At 41.7% G+C, this 14,904-nt stretch carries 11 protein-coding genes and 1 riboswitch; of the genes, 7 read left to right on the top strand and 4 right to left on the bottom strand.

Annotated features, from left to right (window positions below):
* Positions 1-9: 9 nt before the first annotated feature.
* Genes ACFQ21_RS25680 through ACFQ21_RS25670 form a run of 3 tightly spaced genes read right to left on the bottom strand, consistent with a single transcriptional unit; the run spans position 10 to position 2,137 of the window.
* A complete protein-coding gene (locus tag ACFQ21_RS25680) occupies positions 10-936 on the bottom strand; it encodes a hypothetical protein (protein ID WP_377584336.1) in 927 nt (308 codons plus the stop codon).
* Positions 937-939: 3 nt separating this feature from the next.
* Positions 940-1,191: a hypothetical protein gene (locus ACFQ21_RS25675; RefSeq protein WP_377584333.1), complete on the bottom strand. Its 252-nt coding sequence runs from the start codon at positions 1,189-1,191 to the stop codon at positions 940-942.
* Positions 1,192-1,198: 7 nt separating this feature from the next.
* A complete protein-coding gene (locus ACFQ21_RS25670; RefSeq protein WP_377584330.1) occupies positions 1,199-2,137 on the bottom strand; it encodes an SPFH domain-containing protein in 939 nt (312 codons plus the stop codon).
* A 318-nt stretch (positions 2,138-2,455) separates the two neighbouring features.
* Between ACFQ21_RS25670 and ACFQ21_RS25665 the strand changes: the two genes are divergently transcribed.
* On the top strand, positions 2,456-2,824 hold the full coding sequence (locus ACFQ21_RS25665) for a nuclear transport factor 2 family protein (RefSeq protein WP_377584327.1): 369 nt from the start codon (positions 2,456-2,458) through the stop codon (positions 2,822-2,824).
* 792 nt (positions 2,825-3,616) lie between these two features.
* Here the strand turns inward: ACFQ21_RS25665 and ACFQ21_RS25660 are convergent.
* A complete protein-coding gene (locus ACFQ21_RS25660; RefSeq protein WP_377584324.1) occupies positions 3,617-6,556 on the bottom strand; it encodes a TonB-dependent receptor in 2,940 nt (979 codons plus the stop codon).
* A 914-nt stretch (positions 6,557-7,470) separates the two neighbouring features.
* Here ACFQ21_RS25660 and ACFQ21_RS25655 point away from each other — a divergent pair.
* The 6 genes from ACFQ21_RS25655 (at position 7,471) to ACFQ21_RS25630 (ending at position 14,439) form a co-directional block, all read left to right on the top strand.
* The gene (locus tag ACFQ21_RS25655) at positions 7,471-8,220 is read left to right on the top strand and encodes a LytR/AlgR family response regulator transcription factor (RefSeq protein ID WP_377584321.1); all 750 of its coding nucleotides are present in this window, start codon (positions 7,471-7,473) and stop codon (positions 8,218-8,220) included.
* Entirely contained in the window at positions 8,220-10,163 is a 1,944-nt protein-coding gene (locus ACFQ21_RS25650) for a sensor histidine kinase (RefSeq protein WP_377584318.1), read from the top strand. The genes ACFQ21_RS25655 and ACFQ21_RS25650 overlap by 1 nt, the downstream gene beginning before the upstream one ends.
* A gap of 100 nt (positions 10,164-10,263) precedes the next feature.
* Positions 10,264-11,025, top strand: coding sequence for a hypothetical protein (locus ACFQ21_RS25645; RefSeq protein WP_377584315.1), 762 nt, complete (start codon positions 10,264-10,266; stop codon positions 11,023-11,025).
* A gap of 103 nt (positions 11,026-11,128) precedes the next feature.
* On the top strand, positions 11,129-12,001 hold the full coding sequence (locus ACFQ21_RS25640) for a DUF6694 family lipoprotein (RefSeq protein ID WP_377584312.1): 873 nt from the start codon (positions 11,129-11,131) through the stop codon (positions 11,999-12,001).
* Between the two features lie 50 nt (positions 12,002-12,051).
* The gene (locus ACFQ21_RS25635; RefSeq protein ID WP_377584308.1) at positions 12,052-12,840 is read left to right on the top strand and encodes a hypothetical protein; all 789 of its coding nucleotides are present in this window, start codon (positions 12,052-12,054) and stop codon (positions 12,838-12,840) included.
* Positions 12,841-12,932: 92 nt separating this feature from the next.
* A riboswitch (cobalamin riboswitch) is annotated at positions 12,933-13,142 on the top strand.
* Positions 13,143-13,353: 211 nt separating this feature from the next.
* Entirely contained in the window at positions 13,354-14,439 is a 1,086-nt protein-coding gene (locus ACFQ21_RS25630) for a M57 family metalloprotease (protein WP_377584305.1), read from the top strand.
* The last annotated feature ends 465 nt before the right edge of the window (positions 14,440-14,904 follow it).

The raw sequence follows: 14,904 nt of genomic DNA, 5'->3' as shown, positions 1-14,904 counted from the left end.
GAATTTGATTTATTTCTGATAGTCGTTTAGTAATCGGATGTAAAATTTTTCGTGCTCGTCAGCCAATGCCGGATTAATCTTGTTCCATTCATCAAACATGGCCCGCAGGTAATTTTGGTACAGAGCGGGGCGTATACTTTCAAGTTCCTGCTGCTGTTTTTCGATTGCCTGTATCTCGGCTTTTTTCTGTTCAATGATATTCTTGTCATTTTCATGGATGAGACTCAATTCGAGGTCATGTCGTTGCAAGTATAGCGCTTGAGTTTTTTTTGGAATCTCATCATGTTCTTTTAGTAAATGACTTGTTCTTTGTTCTGCTAAACTTCGTCCGATATGTTCCAGCATCTTCGCTTGTGTACTCGGTTCAAATGTGTTGCGAGTCTGGCAGGCCGGACAAGTAATATAGGTCGTTGTGAAATATAGTTTATCAATAGTTATAGGGCTTCCACATTGCTTGCACCGGAACTTGTCTTTGATCGCTTCATGTTCATCCAGAATTTTTTGATACTGCGCTTCAAAGTCTTCCGCGTAAGTATCTTCTACGTCCTGGCGGCATTGGGCATATAGCGCTTCGAATTGAAAAAAACGATCGTAACATTCGTTTCTGAATTCGTGGTATACTCTTGAAATTTCGTGATCGTTACTTGAGTAGGGGAAGCCGGCAATTTTTTCTTCCTTGACATCCAGTGCTTTTTTTTGAATGCTGTCCAATTGTCCAAGCACCGCAGACTTCATTCGGTGATAGCCCCGCTTGAATTGATCGGTGTCTGTATTATTTAGTTCCGACAATTCAGGTATAGATGCAGCGGTAAATTCTCTTAGTTTGTCTTCCAGTTTGCCAATGAATGAAAAGAAGCGTTCCTTGGTTTCATTCATTTCTTTTCTTACAACAATTATTCGACTGTCTTCAGATGCGTTCTTAAAAAGTCCTGACACGGTTTAAATATTTTGAGAGTTATCGTCTTTTTTGATGTTGATGCCATCGGTAAGTTTCACCGAAAGAAATTCAAAGCTGCAGTAAGCACAATGTGTTAATCCATCCTGTTCCGCTCTTCCGGCTCCGCAGTTAGGACAGGTTCTTGCATTAACTTTTGCAGGTTCTTCAATATATTCTCCTCCATACGATTTTTGCTCCACTGCCTTTTGTTTCATTCGTTCCAGCAGCGAAAGAGTTTTTTTATTTTCGCTCATTTCGATTTTATAGTTTATCGATCAGGTCTGCTTTTTTTGCTTTATACTCTGCTTCGTCTATCAGGCCGGATTCAAAAAGTGTTTTCAGTTTTTGTAACTTCGAGGTTATGTCGTCCTGTGGTTGATTGACTTGCTTCACCTGGTTCATCATCATTCCCATAGCTATAGCATTCGTAGTAGCTTCATTTAAAGCGGTTCCTTTTTCACCTATGGCCTGCGCAGTATTGAACTTGGTAAACTTGTCCATGTCAGTTACCATGTTCATATTGGTTATCTTGTCATAGTGTGCAGAGACTTCATCCGGTAGTGTTACACTTGTAATGGTAAACGAAATCAGCTCGATTCCAAATTGCGAGAAATAGGGTTTCAGGAATGGTTCTATTTTCTTGCCGAGTTCAGTAACGTTACCTGCTATATCTTTTACCGATATATTTTGCTGTGCTAAGACTTCTCCGAATTTGGGTGCAATGAAATCCCGCAGTTCATGTTGTAATTCGAAAATAGTAAAGGTCTGGTACGATCCGGCATATTGACGAAAGAACACAGCAAGGTCTTTGATTTGAATATCGAACGTACCGAAGGCACGAACTCTCACCTGACCAAACTCCGGGTCTCTCATCATGATCGGTGCAGGTGTTCCCCATTTGTTATTTACAAACTGTCGGGTATTTACAAAATATACATCGGCTTTAAACGGACTATTGAATCCATACTTCCAACCTTTCAGGCGACTTATAACGGGAATGTTTTCAGTGCTTAGTGTATGAAGTCCCGGCTGAAAAATATCTGCAAGCTGACCTTCATTAAGAAAAACAGCTACCTGAGATTCTCGTACTGTGAGCTTTGCACCGTTTTTAATTTCTTTGTCTTCGTCAGTAAATTTCCACATTAAAAGATTCGGATCGGGAGTGGTGGCTTCTATGATTTCAATAAACGGTAAACTCATATGTGCATTTGGGTTGTTTAATGTATTGCTTACAACTTCAAATATAAGAACATCATTGTCTATATTCTCGGCAGCGGTTCCGGCAAATATAAATTCCGGAAATGATTTTTAATGCATCATCCGACAGCTTTCAATCTATATATATTGATGTTGCTCAGAAGTCTCAATCAAAAAGAATGCACTATAGGTCAACAGATTGGGGAGCCCAGACGCATGGTATAGTTTTAGGTGATTAATCTTCATACGGAATTCAACATAATTTAATATCAGCGTAAATGGTTTCACCTTATACGCAATTTGAAACATAAAGATTTTTCGATGCCAGAGACTAATAAAGAAATATTGACGAAGGCTAACGCAGTCATTACGGCAGGTGATTATGAAGGGTTTCTCTTGTTTTGCACGGACGATACGGTATGGACATTTGTAGGCGACAAGACCTTGCGCGGGAAAGAAGCCGTTCGTCTGTGGATAGCAGAGACCTATAAGGCACCGCCCAGGTTCAAGGTCACGAACTTAATCGCTGAGGATGATTTCGTTACAGCACTCGGCAGCATAACCGTGAAGGACGAAGACGGGAGAGATGCTCATTACGCATACTGCGATGTATGGCGATTTCGCGAGGGTAAGATGGTGGAACTGACGGCATTTGTTATTAAATCCACGGTTCAGGAAGGCAACCGATAATACTATTGTGCGCCCCGGAAGGTTTGTTTTATAGGTATGAAGTTGTCGCGCGTATAGAGGTGGCGTTGTTTCCGTGCTATCCTTAGACACAATCCAATTTAGCATATGCCGCTGTGTATCAACAAAAAAATAGACCTCTTTCGATGTAAAAAGGTCTGTCTGAAGTATACTGAGATACGATCTTCAACTATTTTGCTATTGCCTGGGGCGGTGCCGTGGTTTTTTGCGTGGCTTGCCGCTGATCATGAGAAAATGAAAGCAGAACACAAAGCAATGATTGTCTCTGACTTAAAAATCACCTGCCGTGTAGGATCGATTGTTTGCAGGTACGATATCCATATTGACTGTTCTCGATATTAGTATACATCCAATGTGTCAGTCGCTGATTATATAGGTTGGATAAGTCTCTCTCGTTGCTATACTGATTTCAGGTTGCTTGGATTATAGAAATTGTTGATGTAAGTCGTGGCTACATGATGCAAAGTCTGTTTGTGAAGAAAGCCCATATATAGTCTCCGCTTGTTGCAGGTGGTTGAGTGCCTCCGGGTAGAGGCCCCGGTGAAAAAAATACTTCGCCCGCGAGTGCACGAGTTAGTAAGAACAAACCTGCCAGAAAATGAAAAAAGAAGCTTCGACTGAATTTCACGACCACTGCATTTCAAGAGACCGGACAATGTTTACTGAATTCTATCGGAATGTTATGATGATGGGGTTGCGGGTGCGGATAAAAATCAGAGGCTGTCTCAATTTTTTGAGACAGCCTCTTTTATATAGTAATAACCGGAAACTCGTTTACAGTGTCAGATTTAAACGGGCAAAAAGAAAACGTCCGTTGTATCCGAATTGAGAAGCAGCATTTTGATAACGGAAGCGTCCGTCATCATAGCCACCGGGATATTTGTTCTTGTCTACCTTTGTTGGGTATATATCCAGCAAGTTGTTGGAACCGACTGTTAACTGAATTGCTTTTGTAATGCTATAGCTTACCGAGAGGTCGGTAACAATTTTAGGATCAAACTTCATATAGTTACCATCATTATCGGCTATATTCGGATCTACTACACTTCCGAACCGTACATTGCGCAGGAAGAAATTCCAGTTGTTCAATGCATAGGTCAAAATCAGATTTTGCTTTTGCACGGGCGATATATTTTCCAATATAGTCTTGCTGCTCTTCGGGAAGAAGAAGCTTTCATTTCCTTCAAATGTGGACGGCACTTTTACATCTCCATCGAGTTTTGTTTTTGAAAATGTAGCCGCCAGATCAACTTTCAACGATCCGCTTCCCAGGCGGTCTGCATACGAAAGCACCGCATCCAATCCCTGTGTCTTGGTATCTATTGCATTTACGAAGAACTGTGCTACAGAAGCATTGGCCTGCAGCAGTAAATTATAGATCTGCTGCTGGCTCGGTGTTCCTGCAGGGTCTCCGGATATAGCATCCGTAAATACAACTCTGTCTTTTACCTTGATGTAGAAGTAGTCGATGCTCAGACTGAAATTATCGAGAAAGGTTCCTGTGATACCACCGGTAAAGCCTCTCGACTGCTCTGCTTTTAATTTAGGAAGACCTAATATCTGGGCCAGCTTGCTGGTGTTCGAAAATATACCCACTTCCGATAATGTACCGTTCACCAACTGCGTAGTGGTAGTCTGGAAATATACCTGGTGTAGCGAAGGTGCCCTGAAGCCCGTGTTAAAGGCAGCGCGTGCAGTCCAGTTGTTGTTCAGCTTATAACGGGATACCGCTTTAAAATTTGTAGTGCTGCCAAAGTCGCTATAGTTTTCGTAACGTATAGCACCGCCTACCAGGAATTTCGAAGTTACATCCAACTCTATATCTCCGTAGAACGCATAGCTGTTTCGATACTGATTTACATTTGATTTAAAACCGGGAAATACCTGTGAACCTCCGGGACGAATCTGTGTATCGACTGCTATATCTCCGTTAGCATCAAGGGTAGGAGTTCTGAGAAATACGGTCGGCTGATTGTTGGCATCCAATCCATAGTTTCGCCACGATGCTTCTTCACCTGCAATGATTTTAAAATTTTCATAGCGGTGCTCCGCTCCGAACGCGATGTTCAGTCCTTCCATCACATCGAATTTCCGGCTGAGGTCAAAGTTTGTTGTATTCTGGCTAAAGGAATGTCCACCGGCATCGAAGCTGGTTTGAGATGCGGTCAGTTGTGAAAAGTTAATGGACTGATCGATGAAGAACAGAAACTGATTCGATCCATATATATTGCTGAAATCTACTTTCCATGTACCTGCAGTACCGCGTATACCTACAGCAAAAGTCTTGTCAGCGATCTTCGAATTGATGTGTGGCAGGAAACCATCTTTATATACTTCCGGAAGGTATCGCGAAGGATTGGACGGAAGACGTGAATACCCGGAAGATCGACCCTGACGAAATCCTATACCTCCGAAAGAATAGAATTCAAAATTCTCGTTAATCGGAAGTACAGCATTGAAATAGCCTTTGGCATCTCTCAGCTGTGCCTGGCCTACATACATGGTATAATCTCTGCGCGTGGTTCCTCTTCTTGCCAATTCTGCATCGGTAATGTCGGCACCGGTTAAATTGTTCGCTTGAAAGTAGGCTAACGCATTATCATCCGTTGCGTCTGTGGAGAACTGTGTGATATCATAGAGAAGGTTTCCATTACCATCAGTCGCGTTGTAATCCCTAAATATAGTTCCTTCATAATCAGAAGCCCGGTTCGTTCTTTTCCGGTCTTCAATCGAACCACTGAAGTTGATAAAGCCACCGTTGGCATTTAGCGGAATCCCATAGTTGAATGTAGTGAGGAATTGCTGGCCATCGTAATTTTTATCCTGCTCTTTCAGACTTTTATCGCCTGTGAAGTAAGCCCCCGTTGTAGCAGAAACTTCAACCACACCCGTTGACTCTTTCAATATAATATTGATTACACCGGCAATGGCATCCGAGCCGTATTGAGCGGCAGCACCATCGCGTAAGATTTCAATTTTAGATATCGCTGAAACCGGAATCTGGTTCAAGTCTGTACCAACCTGGCCGCGACCCGGGCCAACCTGAAAATTTACCAGTGAAGTCTGGTGCAGGCGCTTACCGTTTATTAATACCAGCACCTGATCCACGCCCATTCCGCGTAAGCTTGCCGGGTCAATGTGATCCGTACCATCCTGTATAGATTGAGCGTTTGATGAGAACGATGGTGCTACATAATTCAATATCTGGCTGATGGATATCTGGGGGGTGGTTTTATATATTTCCTTCAGATCAATGATATCGACAGGCACAGGCGTTTCCAATACGGTTCTTCCACTGGCATGTGACCCGATGATGACAATCTCCTCTAACTGACTGGATGATTCCTGAAGTTTTATCGCTATATCTCCGGATGCCGGTACCTCTACTTCCTGCGATGCATACCCGATAATGGAGAATACTAAATGCGTGACTGTTTCAGGAACCTGGAGCGTGAATTTACCCTGAGCATCTGTATTGACTCCTGCTCCGGACTTCTTTGCTGAAACCGTTACACCGGGGATCGGAACACCTTCATTGTCGGTTACAGTACCCGAAACTGTTTTAGTGTTTTGTGCGTTAACTGCACTACACGCAAAAAGCGCAATGAAAAAGAGCGAGGCTTTTGCCAGGTGAGTGAATGTACCGAGTGTTGATAGAATATTTAATTTGAGGACATAATAATACCGTTCTACGTTTGTAGCAGTTAAAATCATAAGTAAGAAAATGTTTTAAATGATTGTCTAATTATTTTAAAACAGCCTGCTGCCCGATGGCAGTCGGAGTGGCAGGCACCTTTTATCTTCTTATCACCTGGGACAGAAGTATACGCGCTCGGAACTCACGAGGAATTATTCATATAGGTTATTAAGTTTAGGTTGATATAGGGTTATTCATTTAAGTGCTCTGTTCTGTAGCGCATCCGTAAGCTATCATAAAAAAAGGCGTGAGTTTTACGTCACGCCCTTCCTGTTAAAAAATCTGCACAAGCTCTGCGAAAATTATATACTTATTACGGTCGTTGTTTTCTGTGTGTTTCAACATTTAATATACCTTTTGTTTCTACGTCTATGGCGCTCCGGCTGAAAATATGTTTTATAGAGGTGAATATAGGTATATTATATAGATATAGAATCGTATTTATGAAGATATATATTTATATCTATAGGTATGTGTGATGGAACATGTAATTAAAATTGGGGGATTGGGAAACGTACTTACAATGTATATAGTAAGGCTGGTAACGTTTGATGTATAGCAGGATAACTTTTGTCGAAATTTTTTGGGGGATATTTAGGTGTCATTTGACTTACATGCTGAGGGTATAAAATTTAATGTATGGTATTTTTACTGAGATGTTTAGTTTATAGCTATAATTTTATTATCTTGAAAGAATGGTTCTGCCTCCCATACGTACGATATAATAAGCAAAGAAGATCCTGGTGATATATAGCTATAATCCGCATCTTAACTGGAGATAACACCAACCCGACCTTCGGCCACGAATCCTCAACCCGGATTCCGGATTGTCAAGGTTGACCCATCAAAGACATCGCTTCAGACGTCTTTCAAGATCTTTCCAACTTGCCGTTGAATTCTTTAGTTTTGAGGTTGATAAAGAAAGTTTGTAATGCCCCTGTTGAGAACCTTGATCATTGAAGATGAGCCTGCGGTAAGAAAAGAATTGGAGTGGCTTGTTGCCCGAGAAAAAAGTCTGAAGCTTGAGGCAACAGCCGGTTCGGTGCAGAGCGCTCTGCAAATCATCCGTGATATAAACCCGGATTTGGTGCTGATGGATATTCAGTTGCCCGATGGTACCGGGTTCGATATTCTGAATGCACTGGAAGACCCAGCGTTTCATCTCATCTTTGTCACAGCGTTTGATCACTTTGCCATCAAGGCTATCAAGTTTGGTGCCCTGGATTATCTTCTTAAACCAATAGACCAGGAAGATTTTTCGGTGGCAATTCAACGATTGAACAAAACAAAAAAGTCAGATCATTCCAACCAGATCTCCATTGCAAAAAAGCAGAGCGATGCAAAAGCTATCAGCATGACTTCCAACTTGTGTGTCACTTCGGTGGATTGCCTGCAGATTGTCCGGTTGAACGAGATTGTGTACTTGTCGGGTGAAGGTTCTTATACCCAAATACATTTGGAGAATAACAGGATCGTAACGGCATCCAAACCGTTGAAATACTATGAAGAGCTTTTACCGGAGGAGTTCTTTATCCGCACGCATCAATCCTATATAGCGAACAAAAATTTTATCGATAAATACCTGAAGACAGGAGTAATGGTGATGAAAGACCTTTCTGAAATTCCGGTTGCTACCCGCAGAAAGGAATATGTTCTCGACCAGCTAAACCTGCTGAAATAATGAGCAGGATTTTTTTTGTTTCGCTTTTGTTTGTGTTGATCGCGTGCCGGCCAAAACAGGAAGTAGCCACAACTATTTCTTCTAAAGATCTTTTGGAGAACCTGAACAATCTTACGGATAGTTTAGACCAGCATGAGCAGGTTGATAAGCTTGAGTTTTGGAACACACAACTCCGGCAGAAAGACCTCTCACGCAGCAATCCGGCCCAGGCGTTTATACATTACCAGATTGCCAAGAATCTGGTACGTGAATCGATCGACAGTGCCCGGCATCACATCAATATAGCCGTTGATCTGTCAGGACGTGAACCTGAACTTAACGAGGTGAAATTTACAGTATATAACGGTGCAGGACTGATCGCAGAATCGGAAGGTAAATTTTATCAGGCTGGTTATTATTTCAATAAATCAGCAGCCATTATCATGAGCGATGATTCGCTGCGAAGTAAACCGCTCGCAAAAGTAATCTGTCTCCTCAACGCGGCCCAGGACAACAACAAAATCCACCAATACCAAAAAGCCATTCAACAGAACAAGCTGGCGCTTACATTTTTAGAGAGAATTCCAAACAACAACTATAAATATAGCTTCAGAGCCTATTCTCAACTTTTTACAGCGTATGTCGAAAGCGGGAGCTATAGTGTTGATTCACTCCATTCTTATTTGCAGCAGTTGCAGACTATATCCAGCAAAACGAATGACCCGTTGCAAGTGCGATTTACAAATGAACATACCGGGAACTATTATTCACTCACCACACAATATAGTACAGCGATACCTTACTATAAATTGGTAGAAGACTACGATAAAGAAAACCTGGTGGCCAATCCGCAAAAGATAAGTGCTGCGAAGAATGTTTACATCACCATGGCCAACCTCATTGACTTGTATGTTCAGACCAGGCAATATCCGGAAGCAGAAGTGTTAATTCAGGAAGCAGCGTTTATTGAAAAGGAATATTCTCAGGCATTGTCCTTTTACGAAAGGGCAATGAACAAGCAGGCTAAGACACACTACTATTTTGCTACTCACAATATAGCAAAGGCGCAAGACGAAACGCAGGGGCTTCTGGATTTACGAGATGCCATTCTGAAGAATGCCGGTATACAGGCCACGGAAGAGATGACTACGCTTTACCAGCTTCAGGTTAAAGATAAATCGATCACCAGCCTTAGTCAGACAGTCCATACCACTACGCAAAAGAACAAACTGCTGCTATATATTATCGGGTTGGTAGTGTTGCTGGCAGCTTCGTGGATCGTGTTGCTTTTCTTTATTCAACGCCAGCGAAAACAAAGACAGGAACAGGAAAGAACTTTACTGCAGCAGCAGCTATTAAGAACACAGATGGAACCTCACTTTATCTTCAACACACTATCCGCATTGCAAAGTTTTATCCGCTTTGATCAGAAGGAGAAATCGATAAAATACCTCAACCAGTTTAGCCGACTTCTCCGCAGCAGTCTTGAACTTAGCAGGCAGAACTATGTTCCGCTCAGTGAAGAACTGGAAGCACTTGAAAATTACCTGAGCTTGCAGCAGATGCGTTTTGAAGACAGCTTCTCGTATGAGATCGCTGTGCCGGATACGGACACGTCAACGATATTAATACCGCCCATGCTGATACAGCCGTTTGTCGAGAACGCCATCATTCATGGCTTTAGCAATCGTTCCGGCAATGGCAGAATTGTATTGGAGATCTTGCTCAAAGAAAAGCAGTTACAGGTGAAGGTGATGGACAACGGTAAAGGTATCGGTGCATCGAAAAGTGCTGCCGATCGTCAATCACTTTCAGGAACGATCGCCAGGGAAAGACTTGAAATTCTGGCAAGAGAAAACAAGACAAGCGCACACGTTGAAATCAATTCAACCAATAACGGAACCTCTGTACTGCTTACACTCCCGGTAAAAAGCGTTGGGTATGCCCGCGCAAATTTGAAATGACCGGCCGCAAATGTTTAATCAATCACTGCGGATTTATATCCATTTAAATTGAAATCATTTTCTTCCTGAGCTTTACATCTCAAAGCTGAATTCAGAGAAGATGATTAATAGAAAACTCGTTTGTTGCCTGCTCTTAGGGCTGCCGATATACCTGTGCGCGTGCTGGCAGGGTAAAGAGTCTGGCTCTGCAAAGAAAAAAGGTGAACCATCGGTATTGTCGGCCGTCAGCGATACCAGCACGTCTATTCATCATGGTGATGCCCTTATTCCTGATTTCAATCTGAACGAATTTCTGGAAGTATATAATTACCAGGTACAGTATATCGATTCCGGGTATATCAACCAGGATAATTTTAAAGACAAAGTATTGGTGTTGCAGGCAAACCGTGACGAAGGTAAATATCTTCCGCGTAGCGCAATTATACTCCTGGGAAAGAAAAACGGCTTCAGTATTTTCAGCGAAAGCAAAACGATTATGCCGGCAGAGTATAATGGTGATGGCTATAAACAATTTGATACCGAAACGGTAAAGATTGAAGAAGGTAAAGTCTCATTCGATTTATATGCGGTCGGCCCGAACGGGCATATATATTTCGACTACGCCTGGAAGGATGGCCGGATGACGTTGCATGAACTGACGGGTTACTTTATGGGCGCAGGTTCTCACAGTTCATTTACGTATCTGGCTACAACGGAGGGCAAAGGAACTGTAAAGGAAATTCTTATCCATACCATGGATGAAGACATGCCCTCCGAAAATGCCACCTGGCCTATACAGCTAAAATCAGCAACCAGTTTTGAGCACTTCGATTACAATGAGTGCCTGCAAGAGATTGTACAGCAATCTTCCCTGGAGGATTGAAGTGTGATCGTAAAGAAGTAATACTTAGTGCTGCAATGATGCAATAAGACTTAGGCGATTTGAACTTGATTACTAGATATCATAATGAATAGAATCTGAAAATATGAGAAGGAGTATAGTACTATTTATCTTGTTGATGATGGCTTCGTGCCAGGAAAAATTGGATGGGAATGATTTTGATAGTTCGCGAAAAAAAGTTGAAGATGAATTGGATGAGAGAGAGCGGGTAAACCTGGAGAAAGCGTTACGTGTTGTCGCCCTGGAGGCTATGCGGCTTAAGTGGGATTCGAGAGAGGAATATAAAGGTAAATCGCTTGATGATATATCCCTGTCAATGATAGATGGACAGACCTATACTTCTGTTGTCGATTTAGCAGAAGATATTTTAAAGGCGACTAACAAGAGAGAAATAGAAAAAGCAACGAGAGAGATAGCCCGGCTGGACAGTCTGAAGGGTAAGTCTGTAAACATTGAAAAGCGACTTGATCTGTTTAAAGTGAGCTCTGTCAAAATTAATCGCGTTGACTTTTTTGACCGGATGGTTCCGGAACTGGAAGTAGAGTATAAATATATAGGAGCATCGCCCTTGCAAGGACCGATGACGTTTCAGTTTGAACTTTTGCAACGCCTAACGGGAGAAGTAATCAAGTCCCAAATCATTACCATCGGAGATGAGACGAGTTTGATAGGCGCACAGGAGTCGTTTGATGAACATCTTATATTGAGTGAAACCCAGGAAACGAATCCGAGGTTGTGGAACGCTTCCAGATATCCTATGGAGAACCCCAACCTTTCTGATTTTAATCTGGAATTGAAAGTTACCGTTGTGAGCCTGGTTCTTAATGGATATAAAGTTGAGAGACCAAAACTGACGGCAGAAGAAATTGAGTCATTGATTGACGTGAAGGAAGAAAGAGTAAAAGAATTGAAAACTGTAAGGGGAACCTTAGACGAATTGGAATTGACAACCGATTAATCTTTTAATGGTTTCATTGAGTGTAAGTAGGAAATTATAAGGAGTTAACGATGCCAGTATTTGCCGCACTTTTACTATTTCTGATTATAGATCCATGCAATTTTATATATCCTGAAACTGCTTTCCTGAATACACAGAACATAGGAATCAACATCATCGAAATCTCCGATGAAAATATTGACGATACGAAGGTAGTTGAAATCGGTTACTATGAGATTTACGAGCGGTTTCCAAAATTCCGAATAGATTCTGTTAATGAACGTGATTTCCTGAAGATACCTTCACGCGATGCATTCTATAAAGCGAATATTGAAAGGAGGGGAGGTAATCTCGTTATCCGAACGTCAAGGGAGAAGCTTGAGTTTAAGGAGTATAAGAATTACGGAGGTGAAACGGGCTGGAGCGGGAGTGAGTATCTCGGGTATAATTCACGAATGAAAATATTCGCGATTCGAAATAATTCAACGGCAGAAGGCTTGGGTTTTGGCGAGATGATGTTGATTGATAGCGTCACGAATGATCAGTATAAATTGATATCCCTGGGTGACTACAGTGTTTCACTGCCGGAGCCTTCAGTGAATTACAAGTACATGGTGTATTATCAGAATCCGGAGTATGAATCGGGGACATTGAGCATTGCCGTTTTAAAAATAGGACAGAGACACTCGGGACATTTTCTGAAAGAGTATTCAAGTTGTTTTATAGAGGGCGAATTATCCATTGAAGAAATCAGGTGGAAGGATGATACGACATTCTATTTGAAAATGTATAAATCCGGTTGGGATGCCGATGGGAGTGAGCTTAGAATGTATACATACTTCGTTGCAGATTTGAAATGAAAGAAGATCAAAGGAAATGTATTTTAATTGTAGTAACTCGTAAATAAATATTCAACAAGTACGCATTTGAGGAAAGTATTTATGTGCGGAATATTACATTTGTTTCAATTGGTTTTGCAAGTACCTATAATCGGTTCGCGCAATGAAAAGGGAATCCGGTGAAATTCCGGAGCAGTACCCGCTACTGAAAGTGTTATTGAAATTCGTTACCCCTTGAATCTTAGTCACTGTCGCCTTCGCGGCACGGGAAGACTGGTAACGAGACACGAAGCCAGGAGACCTGCCAAACAAAACAGGTATAACTTCTCTCGGGATAAGGGAAATATAGTCCTGTTGCATTCATCTATTTTTAGATTTAAAAACGACTGAAAGATTTCGGCTCGTGGTTCGTTGCTGCTTATCACTCTGACCTATAGCGCGCATGAACACGGACCAGTACAAAACTTTCAGCAGGGGATCGTACTATTAGCTTACGCTTATATTATACAGTTACTAAACCCAAAAACAAAAGTTATGAAAACGCAAATGCCCGTTCTTTCTCTACGAAAATCCCTTATGTCTCTTTTGTTGATTTTAACAATCGCTATCTCCTGTCAGGATGAAGATCAGGGAGTGAAAAATAATACGGATGCAAACGCTATTCCCGAAACAATTGAATTGGAAGATTACTATCTGGTGGAAGGTGATATCTTAATTCCGAAATCATTCGCAGGAGAAAATGGACGAACAGAACAAGCGAGCACGTACAATTTGGTTAGCTATAGTTCGCAGCCTACTATACGCGTTCATATTCTGAATACGAGTTCTAATTTTTTGCCGGCAGCCTGGTATACTGAGATTGTCAACGCAACCAATGATTGGACTAACATCACCAATTGTCGCATTAGTTTTTCGTATGTTACAAGTTCCAATAATGCTGATATCATCATTCAAAACGATGGTGGTATGTTGCCACCGAATGTAATTGCTGGTGCCACTCCGCCACAGGGCGGAAATGCCGGTGCTATAATTAATGTTAATCCGGATTTCAACAATGGTTCGATAAGCGCTGGCCAGATGCGATATAATTTAGTTCATGAACTTGGACATTGTATTGGTTTCAGACATACTAACTGGTCTCAAAGAGGTGAACAGGCCGACCCTGATGGCGCCAACACAGTGCCGGGAACTCCTACATCAGATCCTAATTCTGTCATGAACGGAGGCACCGCTAATTTCAGTTGGAATGGTTTTTCATCCAATGATATTTTAGCGGCTCAAACGCTTTATCCTCAGAATAACTTAATTTCAAATGGACTGATCAGCCCCAATGGAGGTGAAAGTTTTCATGGACGAACACAAGGTGGCGGCTCTGCTATATTTCAAATGCAGATAGTGCTTAATACAGCTGTATTTAATCCTACCCAGGTTGCTGTTGATTTATTTCAGAACGACAGGACTTATTACTATGGGGTACATAACGTTGTTAACGGCACGGTGTCGTTTGTTTCTGCATTCCCGGGGGCAGGCCTTAATGTATATAAAATAAAAGTCACCGATGTTAATAATCCGAATAGCTACGATATAAGTGATAATAACTTCCAGATAACAGGGCATTAGTAGTCATCGGTCATTTTTCTCGGAAGATTAATCTCCCTTTTAAGCCAGCGATATATCGCTGGCTTTTTATATAGGGGCATCCAGCATCGTAATAGAAATTGTTAGTTTTTTCATCAACAATACAATGCACTCGAATGGCGTGGTATATACTATATCAAAATTGTGTGGTCGGTAATTATTCCCGTTTTGTTGGTTTTTTATGTGACTGTAGGTCGGTAAAAATTTTCATGGTTCGCCAACAATTAAGGTATATATACCTATATCGGTTCTTTGACCTGGTGCGGTGGGGTATAGCTGCAGAAACACTGAATAAATTTTTTGTCTACGATAGTACAGTTACGACAGACATAGTAGGAGGACATTCGTTGATGGTAAGAGCGATTACTTCCCGATTCCACAACGCCAGATTGACTTGAGTACTTCTGGTGGTGTCTCAGCATTGACACAGAACCCGGGATATTAGCC

It is taken from the genome of Ohtaekwangia kribbensis (assembly GCF_042676245.1).
In the GTDB taxonomy this organism is placed as follows: Bacteria; Bacteroidota; Bacteroidia; order Cytophagales; family Cyclobacteriaceae; genus Ohtaekwangia; species Ohtaekwangia kribbensis.
This window is presented reverse-complemented; position numbering and strand designations above follow the sequence as displayed.

Excerpts from the sequence above, each read along its gene's own strand:
- ACFQ21_RS25675 (WP_377584333.1), bottom strand. The coding sequence starts at position 1,191 with ATGAGCGAAAATAAAAAAACTCTTTCGCTGCTGGAACGAATGAAACAA.
- ACFQ21_RS25670 (WP_377584330.1), bottom strand. The coding sequence starts at position 2,137 with ATGAGTTTACCGTTTATTGAAATCATAGAAGCCACCACTCCCGATCCG.
- ACFQ21_RS25665 (WP_377584327.1), top strand. The coding sequence starts at position 2,456 with ATGCCAGAGACTAATAAAGAAATATTGACGAAGGCTAACGCAGTCATT.
- ACFQ21_RS25660 (WP_377584324.1), bottom strand. The coding sequence starts at position 6,556 with ATGATTTTAACTGCTACAAACGTAGAACGGTATTATTATGTCCTCAAA.
- ACFQ21_RS25655 (WP_377584321.1), top strand. The coding sequence starts at position 7,471 with ATGCCCCTGTTGAGAACCTTGATCATTGAAGATGAGCCTGCGGTAAGA.
- ACFQ21_RS25650 (WP_377584318.1), top strand. The coding sequence starts at position 8,220 with ATGAGCAGGATTTTTTTTGTTTCGCTTTTGTTTGTGTTGATCGCGTGC.
- ACFQ21_RS25645 (WP_377584315.1), top strand. The coding sequence starts at position 10,264 with ATGATTAATAGAAAACTCGTTTGTTGCCTGCTCTTAGGGCTGCCGATA.
- ACFQ21_RS25640 (WP_377584312.1), top strand. The coding sequence starts at position 11,129 with ATGAGAAGGAGTATAGTACTATTTATCTTGTTGATGATGGCTTCGTGC.
- ACFQ21_RS25635 (WP_377584308.1), top strand. The coding sequence starts at position 12,052 with ATGCCAGTATTTGCCGCACTTTTACTATTTCTGATTATAGATCCATGC.
- ACFQ21_RS25630 (WP_377584305.1), top strand. The coding sequence starts at position 13,354 with ATGAAAACGCAAATGCCCGTTCTTTCTCTACGAAAATCCCTTATGTCT.